This is a genomic window from Pseudomonas sp. P105 (assembly GCF_032614175.1).
GTDB lineage: Bacteria > Pseudomonadota > Gammaproteobacteria > Pseudomonadales > Pseudomonadaceae > Aquipseudomonas > Aquipseudomonas rhizophila.
The window spans coordinates 2,847,058-2,871,830 of record NZ_CP126693.1; the positions used below are offsets into that span (position 1 = coordinate 2,847,058).

General features: G+C 58.9%; 21 protein-coding genes. 15 read left to right on the top strand and 6 right to left on the bottom strand.

Features of this window, described 5'->3' with window-relative positions:
• Window positions 1-13: 13 nt before the first annotated feature.
• From QOM08_RS12925 to QOM08_RS12980, 12 genes are all read left to right on the top strand, one after another.
• A complete protein-coding gene (locus tag QOM08_RS12925; RefSeq protein WP_316913118.1) occupies window positions 14-1,657 on the top strand; it encodes an ABC transporter substrate-binding protein in 1,644 nt (547 codons plus the stop codon).
• 45 nt (window positions 1,658-1,702) lie between these two features.
• Window positions 1,703-2,659, top strand: a complete 957-nt coding sequence (locus QOM08_RS12930; RefSeq protein ID WP_316913119.1) for an ABC transporter permease — start codon at window positions 1,703-1,705, stop codon at window positions 2,657-2,659.
• A complete protein-coding gene (locus QOM08_RS12935) occupies window positions 2,656-3,531 on the top strand; it encodes an ABC transporter permease (protein ID WP_316913120.1) in 876 nt (291 codons plus the stop codon). The genes QOM08_RS12930 and QOM08_RS12935 overlap by 4 nt, the downstream gene beginning before the upstream one ends.
• A 1-nt stretch (window position 3,532) precedes the next feature.
• The gene (locus QOM08_RS12940; RefSeq protein WP_316913121.1) at window positions 3,533-5,377 is read left to right on the top strand and encodes an ABC transporter ATP-binding protein; all 1,845 of its coding nucleotides are present in this window, start codon (window positions 3,533-3,535) and stop codon (window positions 5,375-5,377) included.
• On the top strand, window positions 5,374-5,682 hold the full coding sequence (locus QOM08_RS12945) for a (2Fe-2S)-binding protein (RefSeq protein WP_150762746.1): 309 nt from the start codon (window positions 5,374-5,376) through the stop codon (window positions 5,680-5,682). The genes QOM08_RS12940 and QOM08_RS12945 overlap by 4 nt, the downstream gene beginning before the upstream one ends.
• Entirely contained in the window at window positions 5,664-7,055 is a 1,392-nt protein-coding gene (locus QOM08_RS12950) for an FAD/NAD(P)-binding oxidoreductase (RefSeq protein WP_316913122.1), read from the top strand. The genes QOM08_RS12945 and QOM08_RS12950 overlap by 19 nt, the downstream gene beginning before the upstream one ends.
• The gene (locus tag QOM08_RS12955) at window positions 7,052-8,206 is read left to right on the top strand and encodes an FAD-binding oxidoreductase (RefSeq protein ID WP_316913123.1); all 1,155 of its coding nucleotides are present in this window, start codon (window positions 7,052-7,054) and stop codon (window positions 8,204-8,206) included. The genes QOM08_RS12950 and QOM08_RS12955 overlap by 4 nt, the downstream gene beginning before the upstream one ends.
• On the top strand, window positions 8,203-9,360 hold the full coding sequence (gene argE, locus QOM08_RS12960; RefSeq protein ID WP_316913124.1) for an acetylornithine deacetylase: 1,158 nt from the start codon (window positions 8,203-8,205) through the stop codon (window positions 9,358-9,360). Before QOM08_RS12955 ends, argE begins: the two co-directional genes overlap by 4 nt.
• A gap of 202 nt (window positions 9,361-9,562) precedes the next feature.
• Window positions 9,563-11,644 carry a methyl-accepting chemotaxis protein gene (locus tag QOM08_RS12965; RefSeq protein ID WP_410479132.1) on the top strand — a complete coding sequence of 694 codons (2,082 nt, stop codon included), beginning with the start codon at window positions 9,563-9,565 and terminating at the stop codon, window positions 11,642-11,644.
• Between the two features lie 202 nt (window positions 11,645-11,846).
• Complete coding sequence (locus QOM08_RS12970; protein ID WP_316913126.1) at window positions 11,847-13,304, top strand: NAD-dependent succinate-semialdehyde dehydrogenase; 1,458 nt, start codon at window positions 11,847-11,849, stop codon at window positions 13,302-13,304.
• Window positions 13,305-13,345: 41 nt separating this feature from the next.
• Entirely contained in the window at window positions 13,346-14,425 is a 1,080-nt protein-coding gene (locus QOM08_RS12975; protein ID WP_316913127.1) for a tartrate dehydrogenase, read from the top strand.
• Between the two features lie 227 nt (window positions 14,426-14,652).
• Complete coding sequence (locus QOM08_RS12980) at window positions 14,653-15,483, top strand: substrate-binding periplasmic protein (RefSeq protein WP_316913128.1); 831 nt, start codon at window positions 14,653-14,655, stop codon at window positions 15,481-15,483.
• 83 nt (window positions 15,484-15,566) lie between these two features.
• Here QOM08_RS12980 and QOM08_RS12985 read toward each other — a convergent pair whose 3' ends face one another.
• From QOM08_RS12985 to QOM08_RS13010, 6 genes are all read right to left on the bottom strand, one after another.
• Complete coding sequence (locus QOM08_RS12985; protein ID WP_316913129.1) at window positions 15,567-16,751, bottom strand: aminotransferase class V-fold PLP-dependent enzyme; 1,185 nt, start codon at window positions 16,749-16,751, stop codon at window positions 15,567-15,569.
• A gap of 142 nt (window positions 16,752-16,893) precedes the next feature.
• A complete protein-coding gene (tatA, locus tag QOM08_RS12990; RefSeq protein WP_316913130.1) occupies window positions 16,894-17,118 on the bottom strand; it encodes a twin-arginine translocase TatA/TatE family subunit in 225 nt (74 codons plus the stop codon).
• Window positions 17,119-17,205: 87 nt separating this feature from the next.
• Window positions 17,206-17,913, bottom strand: a complete 708-nt coding sequence (locus tag QOM08_RS12995; protein WP_316913131.1) for a cupin domain-containing protein — start codon at window positions 17,911-17,913, stop codon at window positions 17,206-17,208.
• A gap of 56 nt (window positions 17,914-17,969) precedes the next feature.
• Complete coding sequence (locus tag QOM08_RS13000; protein ID WP_316913132.1) at window positions 17,970-18,827, bottom strand: GNAT family N-acetyltransferase; 858 nt, start codon at window positions 18,825-18,827, stop codon at window positions 17,970-17,972.
• Between the two features lie 337 nt (window positions 18,828-19,164).
• A complete protein-coding gene (locus QOM08_RS13005; protein WP_316913133.1) occupies window positions 19,165-20,505 on the bottom strand; it encodes an OprD family porin in 1,341 nt (446 codons plus the stop codon).
• 390 nt (window positions 20,506-20,895) lie between these two features.
• A complete protein-coding gene (locus QOM08_RS13010) occupies window positions 20,896-21,822 on the bottom strand; it encodes a glyoxylate/hydroxypyruvate reductase A (RefSeq protein WP_316913134.1) in 927 nt (308 codons plus the stop codon).
• A 286-nt stretch (window positions 21,823-22,108) separates the two neighbouring features.
• Here QOM08_RS13010 and gabT point away from each other — a divergent pair, with 286 nt between their 5' ends.
• From gabT to QOM08_RS13025, 3 genes are all read left to right on the top strand, one after another.
• Window positions 22,109-23,401 (top strand): 4-aminobutyrate--2-oxoglutarate transaminase, encoded by a 1,293-nt coding sequence (gene gabT, locus QOM08_RS13015; RefSeq protein ID WP_316913135.1) that lies wholly within the window; start codon window positions 22,109-22,111, stop codon window positions 23,399-23,401.
• A 92-nt stretch (window positions 23,402-23,493) separates the two neighbouring features.
• A complete protein-coding gene (locus tag QOM08_RS13020) occupies window positions 23,494-24,150 on the top strand; it encodes a 2-haloalkanoic acid dehalogenase (RefSeq protein ID WP_316913136.1) in 657 nt (218 codons plus the stop codon).
• Between the two features lie 47 nt (window positions 24,151-24,197).
• Window positions 24,198-24,686, top strand: coding sequence for an Lrp/AsnC family transcriptional regulator (locus QOM08_RS13025; protein ID WP_316913137.1), 489 nt, complete (start codon window positions 24,198-24,200; stop codon window positions 24,684-24,686).
• Window positions 24,687-24,773: the final 87 nt, after the last annotated feature.

A 24,773-nucleotide genomic window follows, 5' to 3' on the forward strand; every position in this document is an offset into this window, starting at 1 on the left:
AGGTAGAACTGACATGACTGACAATAAAAACAATATCGACGCCCAGTTGATCACCGGTGAAGAAAGTCTGCGCGTTTTCGAAGGACTCAATCGCGGCATGTCACGCCGCAATGCATTGCAGATGCTGGGGTTGGCCGGGGTGGCTGTCGCGGGCGCCAGTAGTCTGTTCGGCGCTGCAGGCAAGCTGTTTGCCGATGAAGCCGCAACCCCTGGCAAAGGCAAACCGGGCGGACGGATTCGCGTCGCCGGTCAGACCTCCTCCACCTCCGATACCCTGGATCCGGCCAAAGGCTCATCGTCCACCGATTACGTTCGCCAGTTCATGTTCTACAACGGCCTGACACGTTTCGACAGCCATATGGTGCCGCAACTGGAGTTGGCCGAGCGTCTCGACACCAGTGACGCAACGCTCTGGGTGATCACCCTGCGCAAGGAAGTGACCTTCCACAACGGCAAGGCGCTGACAGCCGCCGACGTGGTGTTTTCTCTATTGCGCCACAAGGATCCGCTGACCGGTTCCAAGGTCCTGACGCTGGCGTCGCAGTTCGCCGAAGTCAAGGCCAACGGCACCCACGAAGTGCATATCCGCCTGAGCGGTCCAAACGCCGAGTTGCCGTCGATTCTCGCGGTTTCACATTTGTTGATCGTTCCCGAAGGTACCACCGACTTCAACCAGGGCGTTGGTACCGGGCCATTCAAGGTCAAGGAGTTCAAACCGGGTGTTCGGTCGCTTGCCGTGCGCAACACCGATTACTGGAAACCCGGTTTGCCCTACCTCGACGAAATCGAATTCATCGGCATTGCCGATGAACCCTCACGGGTCAACGCGTTGTTATCGGGCGACGTACACATCATCAACGAGGTGAACCCGCGCTCGACAATTCGCATCAAGGCCGCCACCACTCATCGGGTCGTGGACTCTCCATCGGGTAACTACACTGACCTGATCATCCGTCAGGACCAACTGCCGGGCAAAAGCCCGGAGTTCACCGAGGCCATGAAACACTTGCTGGACCGGGAACAGATCAAGTCGGCGATATTCCGTGGCTACGCCAGGATCGGTAACGATCACCCGATCGCACCCGGTGCGCGCTACTTGAATGCCGACCTGCCGCAGCGAGCCTATGATCCGGAAAAAGCCAAATTCCTGCTGAAGAAGGCTGGCATGGAAAGCATCAGCATGCCGTTGGTGGCATCGCCGGCCGCCACTGGTTCGGTGGACATCGCCGTGTTGTTGCAGCAGTCAGCCAAACAGGCCGGGCTCAAGCTTGACGTCAATCGCGTGCCGAGCGATGGCTATTGGTCCAATCACTGGGCGAAGCATCCGCTGAGCTTTGGCAACATCAACCCGCGACCCAATGCCGACGTGATGTTCTCGCAGTTCTTCCAGTCAAAAGCGCCCTTGAACGAGTCGGGCTGGCAGAACGAGCAGTTCGACCAGTTACTGGTGCTAGCTCGCGGTGAAACCGATGAGGCCAAGCGCGGCAAGATGTACGCCGACATGCAGACCCTGGTGCATAACCACTGCGGTATCGGCATCCCGGTGTTCATCAGCAACATCGATGGCGTCGACCAGCGGGTCAAAGGCTATGGTACCAATCCCCTGGGAGGGTTCATGGGCTACATGTTCGCCGAGCAGGTCTGGCTGGACGCTTGATGAAGTCGGTTTTTTGCTGCATCGATATTGCATGAGGATTGGGTAATGAATAGCAACACACTGTGGTTGATCGGCCGGCGCCTGGGCGCGGCGACCGTGACCTTGTTGATTGTGTCCATGGTGGTTTTTGCCATCACGGCGGTGCTGCCGGGGGACGCGGCGCAACAGTCTCTGGGGCAGTTCTCCACGCCGGAACAAGTGGCAGCCTTGCGCTTGAAAATGGGGCTGGATCAGCCCGGTGTGTTGCGTTACCTGCACTGGTTGATGAGCCTGCTTAGCGGTGACATGGGGCAGTCGGTGTCCAATGCCGTGCCGGTCAGTGACTTGATGGCCGGGCGTCTGCCCAACACCCTGATGCTGGCGGCCGCCACGGCGCTGGTGTCAGTGCCGGTGGCGTTGATCCTGGGCATCGGTTCGGCGATGGGACGGGGCGGGCGCATCGACAGCTTCCTGAGCTTTTTCACCTTGACCATGGTGGCGGTACCGGAGTTTCTGGTCGCGACCCTGGCGGTGCTGATATTCGCGGTAAACCTGGGTTGGTTGTCGGCGCTGTCCTACGCCAGTGACATCACTTCACCCTGGCAATTCATGCGCACTTACGCGTTGCCGGTGATGACGCTGTGCTGCGTGATTGTCGCGCAAATGGCGCGCATGACCCGGGCGGCGGTGATCGATCAGCTCGATAGCCCTTATGTGGAAATGGCCCGGCTCAAAGGTGTAAGCAAGATGCGGATCGTCCTGCACCATGCCTTGCCCAATGCCATCGGGCCGATCGCCAATGCCATTGCCTTAAGCCTTTCCTATCTGTTGGGCGGGGTGGTGATCGTTGAAACGATCTTCAACTACCCCGGCATCGCCAGCCTGATGGTCGATGCCGTGACCAACCGCGACATGGCACTGGTTCAAGCCTGCACCATGTTGTTTTGTACGGCGTATCTGACGTTGGTGCTGATTGCCGACCTGTGCGCGATTCTTTCCAATCCGAGGCTGAGAAACCAATGAACAATCTCATTGTGAAATCCGCACCTGCGGCGTCCGCACTGGCGTTGGGCAAAGACTCCCACGGATCGTCCTGGCTCGGCCTGGTCGGCGCAGCGATGTGTGTGATCTGGTTGCTGGTGGCCTTCTTCGGCCCGTGGCTGGCACCGCATCCGGTGGGGGAAGTGGTCTCCGATAATGTCTTCGACAACCTGAGCGCTGCTTACCCGTTCGGCACCGATTACCTGGGCCGCGATATGCTCAGCCGCATCCTCGTTGGTGCACGATTCACCGTCGGCCTCGCGTTGGTGGCCGCGGTGTTGGCCAGCAGTCTGGGGACCAGCTGTGCGTTGCTGTCGGTAGTGTCACCAAAGTGGCTGGATGAGTTGATCAGTCGCCTGATGGACGCCTTCATTTCGATCCCGAGCAAGATGCTGGCGCTGATCATGGTCTCGGCCTTCGGCTCCTCGGTCACCTTGCTGATCTGCACGGCGGTGTTGAGCTACACCCCCGGCGCATTCCGTATCGCCCGCAGCATGGCAGTAAATATCGAAGCCCTGGAGTACGTGCAAGTGGCCCGTACTCGCGGCGAGCGTCGGTTGTACATCGCCTGCGTGGAAATCCTGCCGAACATGCTCAATCCGGTGCTGACGGACCTGGGCTTGCGCTTCGGCTTCATCGTGCTGCTGCTCAGTGGCATGAGCTTCCTGGGCCTGGGTGTGCAGCCGCCGGATGCCGACCTCGGTTCGCTGGTGCGGGAAAACATCGGCGGCCTCAATCAGGGCGCGCCAGCCATCGTGATTCCGGCGTTGGCCATCGGCACCCTGACCATCGGTGTGAATTTGTTTATCGACCGGCTGTCGTTGCGACGTAGTCGACGTTCGGGAGGCCATTGAAATGAGCGAATTGATTCGAGTCCAGGACCTGCGTGTGGTCGCCTGTGGCGAGCTCGGTGAGGTGGAAATCGTCAAGGGCGTGAGCTTCTCCCTGCAGAAAGGCGAAGTGCTGGCGTTGATCGGTGAGTCCGGCTCCGGCAAGACCACCATTGCCCTGGCTCTGCTCGGTTATGCCCGCCGTGGTTGTCGGTTGTCAGGCGGGGTGGTGCAAATCGGTGAACACGACATGCTTGCGTTGAGCGAAAGCGAGCTGCAAGGCTTGCGCGGCAACCGTGTGTCGTATATCGCTCAGAGCGCCGCGGCGGCGTTCAACCCGGCGAAAAAGCTTATCGACCAAGTGGTGGAGGGCGCATTGATTCATGGCCTGGGCAGCCGGGCTGTGCTTGAGGCCAAGGCCATCGAGTTGTTCCGCGACCTGGCCCTGCCAGACCCCGATCGCATCGGCCAGCGCTACCCCCATCAAGTCTCCGGCGGACAACTGCAACGGGTGATGGCGGCCATGGCGCTGATCAGCGATCCGCTGCTGGTGGTGCTCGACGAACCGACGACGGCACTCGATGTGACGACCCAGATCGACGTGCTGCGGGCTTTCAAACGGGTGGTCCACGAACGTGGCGCGACGGCGGTCTATGTCTCCCACGACCTGGCCGTGGTCGCGCAGATGGCCGATCAGATCGTGGTGCTCAATGGTGGCGAGATCTTCGAACAGAGCGCCACGGCACCCTTGCTCAAAGGCCCGGCCCACGAATACACCCGCAGTTTATTGGCGGCGGCGCGGCCGGACACGACGATTCGTCCGCCTTGCGGCATCGCTGAAGACACTCCTTTATTGACCATCCAGGGCCTGACCGCCGGTTACGGCAACAAGAACGCGCAAGGCATGCCGGCCATTCGCGTGCTGGAAGATATCGACCTGACGGTTCGCAGAGGCCAGGCCATCGGCGTGATCGGTGAGTCGGGTTCTGGCAAGTCGACCTTGGCACGGGTGGTGGCCGGATTGTTGGAACCCGCTCTCGGCGGTCTGACTTTCGATGGAAAACCCTTGGGTGGCAGCCTGTCGTCGCGCACCGACGAGCAGTTCCGACGCATTCAAATGGTCTTCCAGAATGCCGACACCGCACTCAACCCGATGCACAGTGTCGGCACTATTCTCAGTCGCCCGCTGAAGATGTATTTCGGTCTCAAGGGGGCGGCTTTGCGCGAGCGTATCGGCGAGTTGCTAGATCTCGTTCGTTTGCCGCGCACGATGGTTGAGCGTCGTCCAAACGAACTGTCCGGCGGGCAGAAGCAACGGGTCAATCTGGCTCGGGCCTTGGCGGCCAAACCGGATCTGATTCTGTGCGATGAGGTGACCTCGGCGCTCGACACCGTGGTTGGCGCGGCGATTCTCGAACTGCTGCGAGACCTGCGTCAGGAGCTGGGAGTTTCGTACCTGTTCATCAGTCACGACATCTCCACCGTCCGCGCGCTGTGCGATGACATTGTGGTGATGTACAGCGGCTACAAGGTTCAGGCTGGTACTCGACAATCGTACGCCGAAGCGCCCTTCCATCCCTACACCGACCTGCTGATCCATTCGGTGCCGGAGTTGCGCCAAGGCTGGCTCGAAAGCTGCGGAACAACGGCCTGCGGCACGCTGCCGCCCATCGGTGCAAAGGCCAATGTGCCAGGGCTGTGCACCTTCCTCAATCGCTGCCCGGTGCGGGTTGACGGTCTGTGCAATTGCGTTGCGCCGCAACGTCGGATGATTGTTGGCGGTAGTGAAATCCTTTGCCATCACGACAGTACCGAGTTGCTGAAAACTCAGCAGGATTCAAACAGTATGATCGTGGGAGCCTATGCATGAACGGGCGCTTCGTCAGGCTGGCCGAACAGGGCCGGCCCACTGTCAAACTGAAGGTAGACGGCATGCCCATCGAGGCGCTGCAGGGCGACACGCTGATGGTCGCGTTGCTGACTCAGGGCTCGGCGTTGCGCCAATCGGAATTCGATCCGGGTCGGCGCGCCGGTTTCTGCCTGATGGGAGCCTGCCAGGACTGTTGGGTCTGGACTCGCAGCGGCGAGCGTCTACGCGCCTGTTCCAATGAGGTCCGTGAAGGCCTGGACATTGTCACCACACAACCGGAGGCGATATGGCCATTGCGCGGCTGAGCACTCATCGAGTCGTTATCGTCGGTGCCGGGCCGGCCGGTACACGTTGTGCCGAAACCCTGGTCTCCGCTGGATTCAAGCCCATCCTGATCGATGAAAATCGCCGGGATGGTGGGCAGATCTACCGTCGCCAGCCCGAAGGTTTTACCCGGGATTACGCCACGCTGTACGGCACCGAAGCCGCCAAGGCCCGGGACCTGCACGAAAGTTTTGATCGCCTGCGTGAACGGATTGACTACCGCCCGGACACGCTGGTGTGGAACCTGACACCGGGGCAACTGTACTGCGTCAGCCAGGGCCACCACTCGACAGTGGAGTACGACGCACTGATCCTATGCACTGGTGCTACCGACCGCTTGATGCCGATTGAAGGCTGGCAACTGGCGGGCACCTACAGCCTCGGCGGGGCGCAGATCGCGCTCAAGTCCCAGGCGGTGTCCATCGGTCACCGCGTGGTGTTCATGGGCAGCGGGCCGTTGCTGTACCTGGTTGCCAGTCAGTATGTGAAGGCGGGCGCTAAGGTCGCGGCAGTGCTCGACACTTCGCCGCTGAGCAAACGCATCCTTGCCATGCCCAAACTACTGGCGCGTCCCGGATTGCTCTTCACCGGGATGAAACTGTTGGCGCAGCTGTATCAGGCGAAAATCCCGGTGCACCTGGGGATCAAACCGCTGCGAGTGCTCGGTGATGCGGCCAGCGGTGTCAGTGGCGTACGGGTCAGCACGGCGCGCGGGGAAACCCTGACGGTCAACTGCGACGCCGTGGCTCTGGGTTATCACTTGCGCCCGGAAACGCAACTGGCCGATCTGGCCGGTTGCCGCCTGCGCTTCGACGAGGCCTCCAGCCAATGGTGGCTGGCCACCGATGAAGAAGGCCGGACCTCGGTCAACGGTGTATACGCGGCCGGAGACGGTTCGAAGATTCGCGGTGCCGATGCCGCCGAGCATGCGGGGCGATTGGTGGCCATAGCGCTGCTGGAAGATCTGCAGCAACCAGTAAACGCTGGATTACGCGACGAGCAACGCCACGCCCTGGCGGTGATGGATCAGTTTCGCCTCGGTTTGGCCCAGGCGTTTCCCTGGCCGGCGGCGCAAGCCAAAGCTTTGCCGGATGCCGCCATCATCTGTCGTTGCGAAATGATCAGCGCCGGTGAATTGCGTGCGGTTGTCAGCGAGAAGGGCGCCTGTGAAGTCAACCGGGCCAAGGCCTTCAGTCGGGTCGGCATGGGCCGTTGCCAGGGCCGTTATTGCTCCCAGGCCGGGGCCGAAGTGATTGCCGCGGCCGCCGGCGTCAGTGTGCAACAAGTAGGCCGGCAACGCGGCCAGGCCCCGGTAAAACCCCTTTCGATGCTCACCGAGGAGGTGTCGCCATGACCATAGAGAAAGCCGATGTAGTGATTGTCGGTGGCGGCCTGATGGGCTCGGCGGCGGCGTTTTTCCTGCGTCAACGCGGGCAGTCGGTGATCCTGCTGGAACGTGACCAGATTGGTCAATACGCCAGTGGTGTGAATTTCGGCAACGTGCGGCGTCAGGGCCGCTATTTAGGTCAGCTGGAATTGGCCAACCGTTCCTGGGCGTTGTGGAAACGACTGCCGGAGTTGATCGACGACGACCTCGAGTTCATCGCCAGCGGCCATATGCGCGTGTGTTACCGCGAGGACGAGATCGCCGAACTGCAAGCCTACGCCGCGGCCCCCGAGGCGGCGCAGTTGGACCTGAAAATCTTTCGTGGCGCCGAGCTGCACGAACGTTTTCCGTTCCTCGGCCCGGAGGTCAAGGGCGGCTCCTATGCGCCCCACGACGGCCACGCCAACCCACGTCTGGCAGCGCCGGCCTTTGCCCGGGCGGCCCGTCGTCTCGGGGCCCGGATCGAAGAAAAAACGGAAGTTGCCGAAGTGCAGAAGGTCAGTGGCGAGTTCAACATCACCACTACCGACGGCCGCCAGTTCAGCGCCGCCCAGCTGTTGATCACCGCAGGCGCCTGGGGCCAGAAACTGTCGGCCCAGTTCGGCGAACCGGTACCGCTGGACACCCACGGCCCGCAAATGGCCGTGACCGAACCGGTGCCCTACGCCTTGCCGACAGTGATCGGTGTATACACCAAAATTCCCGAGGAAGTGATCTATTTTCGCCAGATCCCTCGCGGCAACATTGTCATCGGTGGCGGCTACCGCAGCAAACCGGACATGCTCAACCGGCGGGCCTACTTCAAGCCGGAGAGCCTGCTCAACCAGATGCGGCAAATGCAGCGCCTGCTGCCAGGAGCAGAGAAGCTGAACATCATCCGGGTCTGGAGTGGTATCGAAGGTTACCTGCCTGATTCCCTGCCGGTGATGGGCCCCAGCGGCACCGTCGATGGATTGTTTTATGCCTTCGGTTTCTGCGGTCACGGCTTCCAGCTCGGCCCGGGCGTCGGCGACGTGATGGCCGAGCTGATCAGCACCGGCAGCACCAGCACGTCGATTTTGCCGTTTTCCATCAACCGGTTCGCCTCTTCAGTCGAGCATCGGAGTAAGGCCTCATGAAGCCGCGTGTACTGGACATTCTTAAACGCCTGATGGCCTTTGAAACCGTTTCTTCGGAATCGAACATGGCCTTGATTGAGTACGTGCGCGATCTGCTGCTGACCAAGGGCATCGAGTCGCTGATCGTCAAGGACTCCAGCGGCAAAAAGGCCAACCTGTTCGCCAGCACTGGTCCGCGGGAAGTGCCGGGGATTTTGCTGTCCGGGCACACCGACGTGGTGCCGGCAGCGGGGCAGGCCTGGACCTTTCCAGCGTTTCAGGCGACCGTGCAGGACGGACGGATTTATGGCCGCGGCAGTTGCGATATGAAGGGCTTTGTCGCGCTGGCTATCGACGCCATGCTCGACGGCGCCGATCAACCGTTGAGTCGGCCGTTGCAACTGGCGCTGTCCCATGACGAAGAAATCGGCTGCGTGGGTGTTCGACGCTTACTGGATGTGTTGCATCTGGCGCCGGTGCGGCCGTTTTTGTGCGTCATTGGTGAGCCGACCAATATGCAGTTTGTGCTTGGGCACAAGGGCAAGGGTTCTTACCGCTCTTTCTGTCGCGGCCTGGAAGCCCATTCCTCCCTGGCACCGCGCTCGGTCAATGCGATACACGTGGCTTGCGATTTCATCGCCGCGCTGCGTCAGGGCCAGCAACAACTGCAAGAGCAGGGTGCTCAGGATGCCGAATACGACGTGCCCTACAGCACCGTGCATGTCGGGCAGATTGTCGGCGGCAAGGCGCTGAACATTGTGCCGAACCTGTGCACTTTGGATTTCGAAGTGCGCAACTTGCCGGCAGACGACCTGGATCAGTTCCTGGAGCAGATGCGCGAGCGGGCGGAAGTGATCGTGCGCGAAGCCAAAAAGCTATCCAGCGTGGCAGATATCGAAATTGAGACCCTGAATGTCTATCCGGGCCTAGATACTCATCCGAGCGTCGAAGCGGTGCGTTTTCTGAAAAACTTCGCTGCCCCGGACACCGGTACTGCCAAAGTCTCGTTTGGCACCGAGGGCGGGTTGTTCAAACAACGCCTAGATGTGCCGGTGGTGGTCTGTGGCCCTGGCTCGATAGAACAGGCACACAAGCCTGACGAGTTCATCGAGATCAGCCAGATGGAAGCCGGCGAGCACTTTCTGCAAGGGTTGTTGGGGTCGATGCGGCTTTAGTGCTCCGTTTGCCTGCTCCGAACGCTCGCTCACCGCGCATATGGCCCCGTTATGGCATGGCGTCCAGGAACGCGTGACGTCCCGAGCTTGAGTTCACCACCCACCGTACTGAGTGTGGGAAGTGCTGAGAAAGACTTCCCAGGCTTGACTGCGCCTATTCAGAACAACCGCCAGCCACTCGCAACCCTTCCGGAGTTCCCCCATGAAAGTGCTTGAGCGCCTGTCATTCTCTGGCAAGTTTGTCTTGCTCGGGTTACTCGCCGTGACCCTGATTGCCATTCCAACCAGCCTCTACGTACTGGGCGCGTACCAGAATAGCCGCCAGACAAATCTGGAGCTGCACGGCATACGGCCGGTGCAGGCGTTGCTCCAGTTAATCCACTTGACGCAGCAGCATCGCGATTTGGCATCCGTTGTACTAACCGGCAATCGGGACTTCAACAAAGCCCGTCAGGATAAGCAGGCCGAAGTGGATCGCGCCGTCGAGGCAACCGAGCACGTTTTACAGGAAGCCCAAGTCGCCCCCACCATTTTTGCTGCCTGGCGACAGGCGCAGCATCAATGGCAAGAATTGGCCGGCCAGGTTGGCCAGTCCACAGTCAAGGGCACGCAGAGTCTGGCCCAGCACAGCCAGTTGATCGCAGCCTATCTGCTGATCGAGGACGCAATGCTCGATCACTTCAAACTGTCCCTGGATCCAGTTTTAGGGACTTACTCGCTGATGGCGGGTGCCTTGATCGAATTGCCGCAAGCCAGCGAGTTGTTAGGTCAGTTACGGGGCGCCGGCGGCATGTATCTGGCGCAGGGCCGGATCCTGCCCGAGCAACAGGGTGCGCTGCGTGGCTTGGCCACCCAGGCGCTGAGCAGCGTTGACAAGACGGCACGTGCCTTGACCAAGGCGAGTGCCGCCGAGCCCGAACTCAAGAATCTGTTGGAAGCGCCACTAACGGCACTAGGTCCGCACATCTTGCAGGCGCTTGAACTCAGCAATGCGCGATTGGTATCGGCCGTCGAAATGGACCTGAGTTTCGCGCCCAGTGCAAACACCGCCGGGAACAACGAGTCTACCGACGCCCTGTACGCGCTTAAGCTGAATTACCCGGTTGGCGACTATCTCACGGCTTACAACAAACCTGTTGACGCCTTGTATGCCATTGGCCGTTCAGCGTTGACGGCACTCGATGAGGCGCTGGTGAAACGCCGCGACAGTGCCCGGCAGAGCCTCTTCCTGATGTCCGCAGGTTTGCTGGCGCTGCTGTTAACTGGCGGCACCTTGGCCACCTTGATCGTGTTGCGACTGCTTAAACAGTTGGCGATTGCGATGGCGGCAGCCGAGCGTATCGCCGAGGGTGACCTGACCCGACCACTGGATACCGTTGGTAGGGATGAAGCGTCGCGCCTTTTGCAAGCGCTTGAGCGTATGCAAATTAACCTGCGCAGTACGGTCAGGCAAATTTTGAGTTCTTCCGAACGACTGGCCACGACGTCTGCTCAGTTAAGTGCAGTAACCGATGACACCACCCGTGGTGTGCAACGCCAGAGTGCTGAACTCGATCACGCCGCCACTGCGGTCACCGAAATGACGGGGGCGATCGAAGACGTCGCGCGTAACGCCGCCTGGGCCTCGGAGGTTTCCCAATCAGCAGACCAGCGTTCGCGCCAGGGCCAGGAGAGTGTCAGCCGTACTGTCGGTGCGATTGAATCATTGACCGGGGAGATCGAGGATACCGCAAGCGCCCTGCAAACCTTGGCAGGCCAGATAGCTGATATCGGCTCGGTGTTGGATGTGATTCGCGGTATAGCCGAGCAAACGAATCTGCTCGCCTTGAATGCGGCGATCGAGGCGGCGCGCGCGGGCGAAAGTGGACGGGGTTTCGCCGTGGTGGCCGACGAGGTCCGGGCCTTGGCACAACGAACCCAGGACTCGACCAAACAGATCGAGAGCATCATCGGCTCGGTGCAAAAAAGCAGCCACGGCACTCTGCGAGCCATGCACAGCAGCAATGGTAAAACCCGGGAGACCCTGGAGGTTGCCCGTGCGGCAGGCGCAGTACTCAACGCCATCGTAGCCGACATTGCCCAGATCAATGAACGCAATCTGTGTATTGCAAGTGCCACCGAAGAGCAATCCCAGGTTGCTCGTGAAGTGGACCGTAACCTGCTCAATATCCGTGATGTTTCCCAGCAGGCCTCGGCCGGGGCCAATCAGAGCCAGGCCTCTAGCCGGGAACTTGCGGGCTTGGCCAGCGAGCTGAATAGCATGGTCAAGCATTTTATAGTGTGATCGAGACTCGTTGCGCCTCATTCATGGCGATGACCGCTGCATCTTGGCACAGGGGAGCGTGACGATAGCCATCACAAATCAACAGTAGAGGTTGCTGTCGAATGCTGATTTTCAGCATTGAAGGCTGCCGGGGCGGTGCTTTCAGCATCCTCGCCTGTGGTGACGCAATAGACTGAAGGCTGTCTCGGAACAGGACTCGACCATGCTCAAGAATCGCCTGAAAGACCCCAGCCTGCTGGCAGAACTCGCCTATATCGACGGTCAGTGGATCAGCGCTGACAACGCCGCCACCCTGGACGTCATCGACCCGGCCAACGGCCAGCTAATTGGCCGCGTACCGGCGATGCAAGGCGCGGAAACCCGTCGCGCCATTGAAGCCGCCGAAAAAGCCTGGCCGGCCTGGCGCGCCCGCCCGGCGGCGGAACGTGCGGCGCTGCTTGAGCGCTGGTATCAGGCCATGATCGACAACCTCGACGACCTGGCGCTGATCATGACCTGCGAACAGGGCAAACCGTTGAACGAAGCCAAAGGCGAAATTCGCTACGGCGCCGGTTTCGTCAAATGGTTCGCCGAGGAGGCCCGACGGGTCTACGGCGAAACCATGCCGGCCCCCAGCGGTGACCGCCGACTGCTGACCCTCAAGCAACCAGTGGGTGTGTGCGCCGCGATCACCCCGTGGAATTTCCCCAACGCGATGATCACCCGCAAATGCGCGCCGGCGTTGGCGGCCGGGTGCCCGATCATCGTCAAACCCTCGGACCTGACGCCGTTGTCTGCGTTGGCGTTGGCGGTGTTGGCCGAACGCGTCGGCATCCCGGCCGGGGTGTTCAACGTGTTGACCGGCATGCCCGCCGGCATCGGCGAAGAGCTGACCGGCAACCCGAGCGTGCGCAAGATTTCCTTCACCGGCTCGACCGCCGTCGGCCGCTTGTTGATGCGCCAGAGCGCCGAACACATCAAGCGCTTGAGCCTAGAACTGGGCGGCAACGCGCCGTTCATTGTGTTCGACGACGCTGACCTTGAGCAGGCCGTCGCCGGCATAATGCTCAGCAAGTTCCGCAACGCTGGCCAGACCTGCGTTTGCGCTAATCGGATTCTGGTGCAGGATGGGATTTACGAGCGCTTCGCCCAGCGCTTGGTGGAGGAGGTGGGCAAACTCAAGGTCGGCAATGGCCTGGACGCGGATTCCACCATCGGCCCTCTGATCAATGCAGCGGCGGTGAGCAAGGTTGCCCGGCATATCGAAAATGCTTTGAGTCAGGGCGCTCTTCTGCTTTGTGGCGGTATCCCTGAGGGCGACAGCCAGTTCGTCCAGCCAACGGTTCTCGGTGAGACCCACGCCGGGATGTTGCTGGCCAACGAAGAAACCTTCGGCCCAGTTGCACCGCTGATGCGCTTTACCAGTGAAGAAGAAGCGCTGGCCCTGGCCAATGCCACGCCTTATGGCTTGGGCGCATATTTCTTCACCCAGGATTTGCGCCGTTCATGGCGATTCGGCGAGGCGCTGGAATTCGGCATGGTCGGCCTCAACACTGGGATCATTTCCATGGAAGTCGCCCCATTCGGCGGTATCAAACAATCGGGTCTGGGCCGTGAAGGCAGCAAGTACGGCCTGGATGAATACCTTGAAGTCAAAGCCTTCCACATCGGTGGGCTGTGATCCGGTCACCGTTTGAACAGGACATTGAGGAGCCACGATTGATGAGCAAACCATTCAGAATCGCCGCGATTGCCGGCGATGGCATCGGCAAGGAAGTCTTGCCGGAAGGGCTGCGGGTACTGGAGCAGGCCGCGAAAAAATGGCAACTGGATTTGAGCATCGAAGTGCTCGACTGGGCTCACTGCGATTACTACCTGGAACACGGGCAGATGATGCCCGCCGACTGGTTCGAACAGCTCAAGGGCTTCGACGCGATTTACTTTGGCGCCGTGGGCTGGCCGGACAAGGTGCCGGACCATATTTCCCTGTGGGGTTCATTGCTGAAGTTTCGCCGTGACTTCGACCAATACGTGAACATCCGTCCGGTGCGGCTGTTTCCCGGTGTGCCGTGCCCACTCGCCGGACGTGAAGCCGGGGACATCGATTTCGTCGTGATTCGCGAGAACACGGAAGGCGAGTATTCGTCGGTCGGCGGCAAGATGTTCGAAGGCACCGCGCATGAGTTCGTGCTGCAAGAGTCGGTGTTCACCCGGCGCGGCGTGGACCGGATTCTCAAGTTCGCCTTCGACCTGGCCCAAACCCGGCCGCGCAAACGTCTGACGGCGGCGACCAAGTCCAACGGCATTTCCATCAGCATGCCCTACTGGGACGAGCGCACGGCGCTAATGGCCGAGCAGTACCCGGACGTCAGCTGGGACAAGCAACACATCGACATTCTCTGTGCGCGCTTCGTGCTGCAGCCGGATCGTTTCGATGTGGTGGTGGCGTCGAATTTGTTCGGTGACATTCTGTCCGACCTGGGACCCGCTTGTGCCGGTACCATCGGCATCGCTCCATCGGCCAACCTCGATCCGGAGCGGCGCTTTCCCTCGCTGTTCGAACCGGTCCATGGCTCGGCGCCCGATATCTATGGGCAGAACATTGCCAATCCGATTGCGATGATCTGGTCCGGTGCCTTGATGCTGGACTTCCTGGGCAATGGCGATGAGCGCTACCGTGCGGCCCATGACGGTATTCTCAAGGCCATCGAGCAGGTTATCTCCGAGGGACCGATCACCCCTGATTTGGGTGGACAGGGCTCGACCCAGGATGTCGGATCGGCAATCGCCGCGGCGCTTTGAACTGAGGAAACACCAGGTCGGCTGACTGCTCTATTCATTCTTGTTGTCACCCTTTTAGCCCGTCTCACTGCGGGCTTTTTTTATCGCGCGCAAATACCCCTCTGACAGTTTCTTCTCAAGGTGGCCTGCTGGGCGCCTGTGTAGTGGACCCGCTTCTAACTGCTCTTTCCTTCAGTGTTGCGAAGGATCTGCGAGGAGGGATGAAAGAAATGTGAAGGAAGTTGAGTATGCGGTTGTTATTGATGGTTTTGGTGGGCTGCGCCATGCACACCAAGAGTTGGGCGAGCGCCCCCATAGACGTGGTCATTCTCTGTGACGCCGGCTATCCACCATACAGCTATGCCGAAGGGGATGAGGCCAAAGGGCTTTACACCGATATTCTGCGCACCGCCTTTACCCGCATGCCGGAATACAACGTGCACATTCGTCCCGTGCCCTGGGCGCGCGGTCTGGCGGAAGTGGCCAGCGGCCGCGCCTTCGCTCTCTATCCACCCTACTATCGACCCATCGCACGGCCGTGGATGGATTACTCGCGACCTATATTGAGGGAGAGGGTCGTCGTCTTTGTGCGCGCAGAATTGGCGCGTATACGACCAGTCGAACACTTCCCGTTCGGCTATAGCGGTCTACATATTGGCGTGAACAGAGGGTTCATGAGCATTGCCGATGAGGACTACCAAAGCATGCTCGCTAAAGGGGTTCTGAAACAGAGTTATGCCAACGACAATCGTACCAACCTGGCCAGGCTCTACCATGGGCGAATAGATGTCTATATCAATGACCGCCTGTCGGTCCAATGGGAACTTGAGCAGATGCAGCGCGAGGGCGTCTTTGCCCAGAGTGACCTCAACTGGCTGGTTGAAGGACCTTGGCTCTCCGGTGAGGCGGGGTACCTTGGATATACCCGGCTCAATGCTACGGCTTACCCTTACAAGCCCAAATTCATGCAGCGTCTCGATAAGATCCTGGTGGAGTTGGAACGTGATGGCAGCATCGAACGCCTGGCAAAAAGTTACGATTTAGTTAACCCCTTGTACTCCCCGGGTGATGGCATCTAGCAGCGGTGGGGGGAACACACCAAAGCTACCTTCAGGGAGCCACTGCCTCTGCGGGTCTCAAGTGTATCCCCTGGGCCGCCGGGCTACCTGCTTGCAATCACCTGCTTTAGCGCTTCGACAAAGCGGCACAGATCGCTCCTCTGCGTGTAGATGCTCGGCGAAACCCGAAGTCCGCTTATATGTCTGATTTCGCGAAACTTGACATGAACGTTGTGGGTTTTTCGAAGCTCTTGCTCCACCCATCGAGCATCGCATTGATCGATAGAGAACAGGCTTACTGCGCCCAGCTCGACGGTATCAAGTGGCGTGTGAAGACTAAAACCGGGAATGTCTTTGGCGAGGTCAACCCAGTAGCGGGTCAGCTCCTGTAGACGCGCGTGAATGGCTTGCGTGCCGATTTGCGTATGGAAACGGATAGCAGGGGCAATGCCCGCCTGTATCGCCGAGTTATAGGTGCCGAGATTCCAGTGGTCGAACTTGTCGATCTGTAACGGCGGAGGGTCGAAAGGCCCCAGCAACGGCCAGGTACTGTCGATTCGGTCGCGCCTGACAATGAGCATGCCATTGCCGACCGGCGTACCCAGCCATTTGTGGAGGCTAGTGACGAAGTAGTCGCAATCAAGTTCGCGGAAGCTGAGCGGTATCTGCGCAAACGTCTGGGCACCATCCACCACCGTGATAATCGAACGCGCCCGGGCTAGCGCACAGATGCGCTTGACCGGCAGGACCCGCCCGGTCCAGTGCAGCATGTGGGTCAGCTGGATCACCCGGGTACGCGGGGTAATTGCCTGCGCATACGCTTGCACGATGACATTCTCATCGTCCATCAGGTCGAAGTCGACGGTCACCACTTCGATGCCTTCGCGCTGCTGACGCTGCAACCATCCGGCTATTACGCTCGGGTAGTCCCACAGTGAGACTAGCACCTGGTCGCCGGCCTTCAATGGAATGCCGAAGATGGCTGTCGACAAGCCTTCGGATGAGTTGCGGTTCAGGGCGATCTCATCGGGATCGCAACCGGCCATGTCAGCCAGTTGTTGCTTGATCGCAGGGAGCTCGGCGTCGAGCTTGCTCCACATATTGACGTCCGGGTTTTGGCTGATCAGCCGATAGGCATCGATCATGGCCTGCTCTACCACCAGCGGCGGCGGACTCACGGCCGCGTTGTTCAGGTTCAATAGGGGTCGCTGCTCAGGATAGGCTGCGCCCACGTGCTCCCAGAATACTTCCCCAGTGACAGACTTGTCTGACATCAGCTGCACTTCCATTCCCGCTTCTCACCTCTTTTTGAATTGTCGACTAGAGCTTGGGCGCTTGTCGCGCCCAAAGGCTTCAATGCCGCGATTAGTGATCTCTTCAGAACTGTCTGTACCATCAATAGCCGTTCGCTAAAGCCGATACAGTTAGGGTTCAGTATTTTTTTACCGAGTCCTCGAGCGTACGCACCTGAGCGTCAATGGGCGGGTTGCTGGACTCCTCAGTGACTGGCTTATCGTCGCCCATGGATTTGCGGAATCCTCTGATCGTGTCGCCGAGATCCGACCCCAAGCCTTTCAGGCGCCTGGTTCCGAACAGCATGACCACGATCAACAGGATGATCAGGAGTTTTCCGGTACTGAAGCCACCTAATCCCATTGTCTGAACTCCGCAAGTGATTGATCAATTGGGTGGGGGGGGGCCGGCGGAGGAGAAATCCATCTGCCGGCGCTAACGCCGTCCGAGTTACTTGCAGACGTAGAACTTGCGCACGTAGACGCTGCTCTTCCAGGCGCAAGGGGTGCCTCGGGGTACGAACACCGTATCGCCAGTGTTGACCGTCAGATGGGTGCCGTCCGCCACCTGGAGGGTGACGCTGCCTTCGATCAGGTGCATCAGTTCATGCAGCATGTGCGGCCTCGCCCTGCGGGTATAGGGTGTCGAGTCCCAGACGCCGATGCGCAGGTTGGTGGCGTCTTCGACAAACAACGTGTGCGAGCGACATTGCGGTGCCGGGCTTAGCAGAATTTCTGTACCTGGTGCTGCCGAGGGAGAGAGCAGGGTTTGCGGAGGGAGAGTCGTTAACCCGGGATTGCACGCCTCGACAGGTTGGGTATCGGCGCAGAATGCCCAGAGAGAGTCGGGTTGCGCCTCGACTTGAACCGAAGTGCCGCGGGCGATTACGGCGCTGTCACCAGGATTGAGTTGCAGCGTGCCATCCTGGCTCTGCAGAGTGACTTGCCCCGCGTGTATCACGATCGTTTCGCTGTAGGGATACTCATCGACGCTGAATTGTCCGCTCGCCTGGACCACGCCGGCAGCAATGTCATCCGGCCCGAAATAAGCAATATGCCTTTCGAAAGGATCGTTGGTCCCCAACGAACCGGGGGTGAATTTTGTTAGAACGGGACTGCCGTCGGCGTTTGCCAACAGCACTGCAGTGGGCTCGAGCATGAAGGTCTTCCTCCAGGAAAATGCATTGTGTAGCGTTGGATGTAACGGTGGGGGTGTCAGCCGATGGCCTGAGTCACAAGAGCAAACTGGCGCACTGTGCCGATAGCCTGCGGTGGGGTACCACGAGCCATTTGCGCAACGGTGTCGACCTGTTTCAGCCCTGCTTCTTCGAGCCAAGGGGCCAGTCCGCTGTCGGACGGAATGTCTATGCGCACGAATGCGTCCGGCACTTGGGCCAACAACACCGCGATCAAGTGTTTGGCCTGCTCTGGACTTTCCGCGATGACCGGGCCGATGCAGCGACCACGGCCGAATGGACGCAGCATGGCGAAGGCGCGCAGCTGACCCTCGCGCTCGATACCGACCGAGTGTTCGACAATATCGAACAGATCATTGAGCACCGCGTGTCTGTTCAGCCCGCTGCCAGCGTTGGCCAGGCGGATCTGGTCGGTCCGATCGGCAGCGGTTAGGGGACGGCAGCGCTCGTCGGTCCGCAGGTCATTGGGTACAGGAGGCAGCGCATGTCCCTGATGTTGTTGAATATGCCCAAAGTCCACGAATCCCTGGCTGGCATAAAGTGGGGCACCGGCCAGCGTTGCATTGAGTATGGCGGTGCGTGATCCGCAAGCCTCAAGTGCCAGTTCCATCAGCTTGCGACCAATGCCCTGGCCTTGGTACTCATTACTGACGATCACCAGACCGATGGTGGCGTAATCTCCCTGCGGACAGGTGAACGCGGTACCGATCAAGCGGCCTGCGTCTTCTACGACAAAACCCTGCGCGACACGTTGTAACATGGCCCATTCCTCCAGACGGTGGGGCCATTTCAACTGCACGGACAAGGCGTGAGCCAACGGCACATCGGCCGGGGTCATGGGACGATAGCTATACGCTGGGCGTTGCGAGTTGGACATGACAGATCTCCATAGATTGGGAGTGTGACTGCTCGGATTTCTCCGCTGAAAGTATGGGTATCTCACCTGCTGCGAGGCCTGGCAAGAGGCGGCCATTGATTCGGCAGATTCCTTCAGCGATGGTTGTGCAGGCCACATTTACTGCTCAAATGAGAAACATTATCGGCAGCAAATACCGGGTCGGATTTCAGGATGCAGGTCAAAGCAAAAGACACTCCTGATGGCTACATTACAAAAAAAAAGGCGCCCGAATGGGCGCCTCAAGGCTAAGGGAGCAAGGAGCCGGCCTTCAAGAAAGCCGGCCGGTCCACAGGCAAAACCGGCCGGGATCGACCCGTTACAGAATGCTCAACGGATACTCGATGATCAGGCGGACTTCGTTGATATCGCTCTCGAACGAGGTCGCACGATGGGTGGCCTGGCGCAGGCGGAAGGACAAGTCCTTGGCGGTCCCTTCTTGGATAACGTATTTTGCTTCCAAGTCACGCTCCCACTCCTTCTGGTCGTCACCCACCTTGTTGGCATAGGCACCGTTCGGATCGGCCTTGGTGCCATCGATTTGATCGCCTTTGACATAGCGGGCCATGAAGGTCAGCCCCGGTATGCCGAACGTCGCCATATTCAGGTCATAACGAGCCTGGATGGAACGCTCGTTGGGGGCGTTGAAGTCAGAGTACTGAATCGAGTTGGCCAGCCAGATCGAGTCCACACCGATGTAGTCGAAATACTCGTCGCCATCGATCTTCTGATAAGCCAGGGTGACCTTGTGGGCACCGATGGAATAGGCCGCCTTCGCCGACCAGCTTGTGGTGTCCAGCTTACCGGCACGGGCATCGCCTTGGTCCTTGGTCTTATAGGCCGTTAAACCAAAATTCAGAGATTGCTGGTTCGCCAGCGGGATCGTATAGGAGGCACTGCCGAAATGCTGACGCCAGACATTGACGGCCTCACTGGTGTACGCCATCAAGCTGAGGTTGTTGTTGACTTTATAGGTGCCGCCAAAGAAGTCGACACTGTCAGCTTCGGTTCCCCCGTATGTGGTGAATAGCCCATCATCGGAGTTGGTCGAGGCTCGATTGTTGAACGCAGTGAAGTGGCCAGCCTCGAAAGAAAACGCGTCGAACTCTTTGCTCGACAGTTGGAAGCCGGTAGCTGTTTCCGGTAGCAAGCGGTTGTCGCCGGTTGCGAATACCGGAGCGGTCGGGCGTTGTTCGCCGTACTTCAGCACGGTAGAGGAAATGCGCATCTTCACTGCGCCGCCGATCTCACCGTAGCTATCCGGTACTTCAGCTTCGGCGGTGCGGTTGTTGCTGATCGGCAGCAGGCCGTTACCGGCCCGGCCGCCGCCAGTATCCAGCTTGACCCCACCGTACGCGAAGGCATCGGTGCCGAAACCGATGGTGCCCTGGGTGAAGCCGGAGGCGAAGTTGAGCATGGCCCCTTGTGCCCACTCCTCCCGATAGCCGTTGCGCTCGCTGGCCGGCTTGGAGCCGTTGATGCCCTGGCTGTTGCTGCCGCCATTGCGGAAGTCGCGATTCATATAGAAATTACGGTTGAGCAACCCGAGGCTGCTGTCTTCAATGAAGCCATCGGCTTCCTGTTGCTGGCCCGCTATTGCCAATTGCGTGGTGGCGGCAATGACAGCCAAGGAGAGAGAGCTTAGTTTTGCGATGTTCATCGCTTACCCCATTTGATTTTATTAGTGTTGGTAATCTGCGCGGCAGGCGATGCCCTTGCGACAGCTCAGGTAAACCACTGCGAAGGAACCCCGGGAGAATCCTAACGATCACCCCACCCGCAGCGATGGGTGTATCGCAGCTACGGCGAGACCTGACAATGGGCTGCATTAAATTCGGTAGATTGCATAAGTTACGGCTTCACGAGCCGCAGTTATTGCTCAATCGGGGGGGTAAGCTCAGCAGCAAATATCGGCTGGTTTTTCCGCTGAGGAGTAACAGCAATATGGGATTAAAAATCAGGAGCGCTTTGTATGGCGCCAAATTTGCCTGTCTGTGAAGTAGCAAATCTGGCGCAGGGCGGTTGCCACTGTCGAGTTGACAACCGGTGGTCAATAACTTCTCTTGCGGTCAACCTGGCCACGCATTGACTCACCACGTTGATGCAGGCGGATGTTCTCCAGCAACACGCTGAACGCACTTTCCGGTTGGGTCATCGCAGCGATATGCGGTGTCAGCAATATCTTCGGATGTTTCCAGAAGGGATGATCCGGCGCTGCCGGCTCGTGTTCCAGTACGTCGAGCACAGCAGCACTGAGCTGGCCGCTGGCAAGAGCCTCAAGCAGATCTTCTTCTATGAGGTGTCCACCCCGGCCCATGTTGACCAAGGCAGCGCCTTTGGGCAGGCGCTGGAACAACTGACGGTTGAGAATCCCTTTAGTCTGCTCGGTCAATGGCAGGACACAAAGTACGATGTCGCACTGGCTGAGGAAGGCCGGAAGTTGCTCGGCACCCGCAAAGCAGTCCACCCCGGCGATGCGATGCTCGCTGCGTGCCCAGCCTGATAAGGCGAATCCAAAGGTCTGCAAGGTGGCAAGAATCTGTTGCGCCTGCGTGCCGAGCCCCATGACACCTACACGACGTTTGGCTGCAGGTTGCAGCAGGTGAGCCTGCCAGCACCGAGCCATTTGTTGCTGGCGATAACGGAGCATATCCCGGTGCAGGCTGAGTACCGCAAAACCGGCGTACTCGCACATGCCTCGGGTGATACTCGGGTCGAGTAAGCGCACCACCGGCAGGGTCGTTGGCAGACGGTCAAGGTCAAGTTGGTCGACCCCGGCCGACAAAGCGAACAGTACCTGCAGATTTGGCAACAATGTTTCGAGATCATCCGGCGCCTGCCAGGCCGCGAGGTATCGAATATCTTTCGGATTGCCGATGTCCGGCCAGGCACGCCATTCGATATCCGGAGCGTGCTCAGCGAATAGACGCTTCCATTGTTCGCCGCGTACCGGGTCGGCTTTATAGAGCAGGGCCATGGGTAACTTCTCGCATTAGATAGGGAGTAGCCAGCATGCCCGACTGGAAGAGCAGGATATTTCGAAAGAGTCTGCTTAAACGCGTAACGTTGCGTTGTATGGGGCGCATGTCGGCAGATTCCATGGAGCTGGAGCCGGCTGAAGGATTCTGCTGTTTATCGGGGTGAAAACAGTCGATCCGAATTTCTCATAGGCCAAGTTCGGCTTAGACAATTGCGTCGAAAGCTTAACCTGTGGGACACATCGCAGCCGTTTCCCGGTTGCGAGGTTCATTATGGGAGATGCCATGAACAGTAAAGTCGAAGAAACCCCGAATTTGCTCCGTCAGCGCGATCAATTCGTGCCACGGGGTTTGGTCACGGCACATCCGCTGGTCATCGACCGGGCCAAGGGTTCCGAGATGTGGGACGTCGATGGGACGCGCTACCTGGACTTCGTCGGTGGCATTGGCGTTTTGAACATCGGCCACAATCATCCGAAGGTGGTCGCAGCGGTGCAAGCCCAGTTGCAGAAGGTTAGCCATGCCTGCTTCCAGGTGGTGACATACAAACCTTATCTCGATCTGGTAAAGCGTTTGTGCGAGTTGGTCGGTGGTCGCGAAGCCTACAAGGCGGCGCTGTTTACCTCCGGTGCAGAGGCTGTGGAGAACGCGGTGAAAATCGCCCGCGCGCATACCAATCGTCCAGCGGTCATCTCTTTTCGTGGCGGTTTCCATGGGCGCACTTTGCTCGGTACCACCTTGACCGGCATGAGCCAACCCTACAAGCAGAATTTCGGGCCCTTCGCTCCCGAAGTCTTCCATACCCCATACCCTAACGCCTATCGCGGTTTCAGTAGCGAGATGGCGCTGCAAGCCCTGAATGAGTTGCTGGCGACCCAAGTCGCTCCGGATCGGGTAGCTGCGATCATCATCGAGCCGGTGCAGGGTGACGGAGGCTTCCTTTCGGCACCGCCGGAGTTTCTCCAGGCGCTGCGGGCTCTGACCGACCAACATGGCATCGTGCTCATTCTCGATGAAATTCAGACAGGTTTCGGTCGTACCGGCAAATGGTTCGGTTTTCAGCACGCCGGGATTCAGCCCGATCTGGTCACTGTCGCCAAGAGCCTCGCCGGTGGTTTGCCCATATCGGGCGTGGTGGGCCGTGCGCACATCATGGACGCGCCGTTACCCGGTGGTCTCGGAGGTACCTATGGCGGTAACGCGCTGGCTTGTGCCGCCGCGTTGGCGGTGATCGAAACTTACGAACAAGATCAGTTGCTCGAGCGTGGTAGGGTATTGGGCGAGCGGCTGCGTCAGGGCCTGCTGCGCTTGCAGGCACGTCACCCTCGCATTGGTGATGTGCGCGGCACTGGCTTCATGCTGGCAATCGAATTGATCAAAGACGATAAGGCCCGCAGCCCCGATGCCGAACTCACCCAACAACTGATCGATCAGGCCAGGGTGGGTGGACTGTTGGTGATCAAATGCGGGGTGTACCGCAATGTGCTGCGCTTCCTGGCTCCTCTGGTAACCGAAGAACATCAGATCGACGAAGCGCTGACAATTCTTGAGGCGGCATTGTTACGCGTGTTGGATTAATCTCAGCTCTCGGTTGGCGCAATGCAGCAATGCGCCGACCGAGGGCATTAGAGCACATGGATTGATGAATGCATCATGGGAGGCTACACACCATGCACCTGACTGATTATCGTGCATTGCTGATCGATTGCGACGAAGTCTTGGTCGATCGGGATTCCGGTATCTGGACGGCCCTGCAACCGTTGCTCGAAAACCATCTGGGGATGCCGCGCAGGGATGAGGTATTGGCTCAGTTTGAGGAGGTGGTGCGCACGCTCTATCCGCGTTTTTCCGAGCTGGGCTTCAGTGGCTTATTGTGCTTTGCCCATCGTCAGCTGGCAGAGCGTTTTGGGCTCAAGGCCAGTTGGGAAGAGGGCATGAGTTTCGCCCGTTCGGCATGCAACTGGTCGCTGTTCGAGGACGCGCCCGGCGCCATGTTGTATCTGCGCAAGTTCTATCGGTTGCTGGTGTACTGCGATCGTGATGCTGAAGATCGCGAGCAGCTCTGTGAGCGTTTGGGAATTTTACCCGAAGACCTGCATTCCCGAGCCAGTAATCCATTGGAGGACGGCGCATGGTTGCTGGCCAACAACCTGGAGCCAAGTAATATTCTGCAGGTTTCCAGACCTCCTGCGCAGCCGCCAAAATCGGCTGGTTTGTGCCTGATCCGCCGTGGCCATGAGGATTATATTCAGGAATATTCCGCAGATTTTTACATCACTAGCATGGCCGACTTGGTCGCTCAGCATCAGCAATCTTTGCATCGCTGATTTTGCTATAACCTCTGTACATCTGAACGGCAATCAAGAGGTACGCGATGGAAGGTGTGATCAAACTAGACCGAATTGATATCAGTATCCTGGTTGAGCTACAAAAAGACGGTCGAATGACCAACGTCAGTCTGGCCGACGCGGTGGGTCTATCTTCCAGTCCTTGCTTGCAGCGGGTCAAGCGGCTTGAATCAGCCGGCTATATTTCCGGGTATAGGGCCCATCTCAATCTCGCCAAGATCACCGACTCGGTGACGGTATTCACTGAGATCACGCTCAGCGACCACAAGCGTGAAGACTTCGCCAAGTTCGAGTCCAATATCCGTTTGGTCGATGAGGTACTTGAGTGCCACTTGATCAGCGGTGGTTACGATTACCTGGTGCGTTTCATGACTTGCAGCATCCAGCATTATCAGGAAGTGATTGAAGGCCTGCTGGACAAGAACATCGGTATATCCAAGTACTTCAGTTACATCGTCATCAAATCGCCGGTCCTCAAGGATGGGGTTCCGCTGCGTAGGCTATTGCGTCACTGATGCCACTCCGGTCACTTCATTTTTGCTGTTTTTTATGGCCACCTAAACTCGTCAATAAGACGGTTACGGGTGCGGTTAATTATGCAT

Coding starts and splice junctions, on each gene's coding strand:
- QOM08_RS12950 (WP_316913122.1), top strand. CDS start 5,664: ATGGCCATTGCGCGGCTGAGCACTCATCGAGTCGTTATCGTCGGTGCC.
- argE (WP_316913124.1), top strand. CDS start 8,203: ATGAAGCCGCGTGTACTGGACATTCTTAAACGCCTGATGGCCTTTGAA.
- QOM08_RS12930 (WP_316913119.1), top strand. CDS start 1,703: ATGAATAGCAACACACTGTGGTTGATCGGCCGGCGCCTGGGCGCGGCG.
- QOM08_RS12940 (WP_316913121.1), top strand. CDS start 3,533: ATGAGCGAATTGATTCGAGTCCAGGACCTGCGTGTGGTCGCCTGTGGC.
- QOM08_RS12945 (WP_150762746.1), top strand. CDS start 5,374: ATGAACGGGCGCTTCGTCAGGCTGGCCGAACAGGGCCGGCCCACTGTC.
- QOM08_RS12975 (WP_316913127.1), top strand. CDS start 13,346: ATGAGCAAACCATTCAGAATCGCCGCGATTGCCGGCGATGGCATCGGC.
- QOM08_RS12965 (WP_410479132.1), top strand. CDS start 9,563: ATGAAAGTGCTTGAGCGCCTGTCATTCTCTGGCAAGTTTGTCTTGCTC.
- QOM08_RS13000 (WP_316913132.1), bottom strand. CDS start 18,827: ATGTCCAACTCGCAACGCCCAGCGTATAGCTATCGTCCCATGACCCCG.
- QOM08_RS13005 (WP_316913133.1), bottom strand. CDS start 20,505: ATGAACATCGCAAAACTAAGCTCTCTCTCCTTGGCTGTCATTGCCGCC.
- tatA (WP_316913130.1), bottom strand. CDS start 17,118: ATGGGATTAGGTGGCTTCAGTACCGGAAAACTCCTGATCATCCTGTTG.
- QOM08_RS12970 (WP_316913126.1), top strand. CDS start 11,847: ATGCTCAAGAATCGCCTGAAAGACCCCAGCCTGCTGGCAGAACTCGCC.
- QOM08_RS13020 (WP_316913136.1), top strand. CDS start 23,494: ATGCACCTGACTGATTATCGTGCATTGCTGATCGATTGCGACGAAGTC.
- QOM08_RS13010 (WP_316913134.1), bottom strand. CDS start 21,822: ATGGCCCTGCTCTATAAAGCCGACCCGGTACGCGGCGAACAATGGAAG.
- QOM08_RS12985 (WP_316913129.1), bottom strand. CDS start 16,751: ATGGAAGTGCAGCTGATGTCAGACAAGTCTGTCACTGGGGAAGTATTC.
- QOM08_RS12925 (WP_316913118.1), top strand. CDS start 14: ATGACTGACAATAAAAACAATATCGACGCCCAGTTGATCACCGGTGAA.
- gabT (WP_316913135.1), top strand. CDS start 22,109: ATGAACAGTAAAGTCGAAGAAACCCCGAATTTGCTCCGTCAGCGCGAT.
- QOM08_RS13025 (WP_316913137.1), top strand. CDS start 24,198: ATGGAAGGTGTGATCAAACTAGACCGAATTGATATCAGTATCCTGGTT.
- QOM08_RS12935 (WP_316913120.1), top strand. CDS start 2,656: ATGAACAATCTCATTGTGAAATCCGCACCTGCGGCGTCCGCACTGGCG.
- QOM08_RS12980 (WP_316913128.1), top strand. CDS start 14,653: ATGCGGTTGTTATTGATGGTTTTGGTGGGCTGCGCCATGCACACCAAG.
- QOM08_RS12995 (WP_316913131.1), bottom strand. CDS start 17,913: ATGCTCGAGCCCACTGCAGTGCTGTTGGCAAACGCCGACGGCAGTCCC.
- QOM08_RS12955 (WP_316913123.1), top strand. CDS start 7,052: ATGACCATAGAGAAAGCCGATGTAGTGATTGTCGGTGGCGGCCTGATG.